This is a genomic window from Tetzosporium hominis (genome assembly GCF_002265435.1).
Taxonomy (GTDB): domain Bacteria; phylum Bacillota; class Bacilli; order Bacillales_A; family Planococcaceae; genus Chryseomicrobium; species Chryseomicrobium hominis.
In genome coordinates this window covers 1-244 of the sequence record NZ_NOKQ01000071.1, presented here as the reverse complement: position 1 = coordinate 244, position 244 = coordinate 1, and the positions used below count along the sequence as shown (strand labels likewise).

General features: G+C 48.0%; 1 protein-coding gene. It reads left to right on the top strand.

Translation table 11 applies throughout. From position 1 onward, the window contains the following. The coding region (locus CF394_RS00240; RefSeq protein ID WP_165767407.1) for a 23S rRNA (guanosine(2251)-2'-O)-methyltransferase RlmB at window positions 1-244 on the top strand (244 nt) is incomplete at both ends.

The following is a 244-nucleotide window of genomic DNA, read 5'->3' as shown; positions in this document are numbered from 1 at the left end:
TGACAACAACAGTGGCTAAAGCTTCAACAGGGGCAATTGAGCACATTCCTGTAGCAAGAGTCACCAATTTGGCGCGGTCGTTAGAAGAAATGAAAGAGCGGGGGATCTGGGTTGTCGGAACGGATGCATCCGCGCGTGAGGATTACCGCAATATGGACGGCAATATGCCTTTGGCTTTAGTCATTGGAAGTGAAGGAAAAGGGATGGGCCGCCTCGTTAAAGAAAAGTGTGATTTTCTCATTAA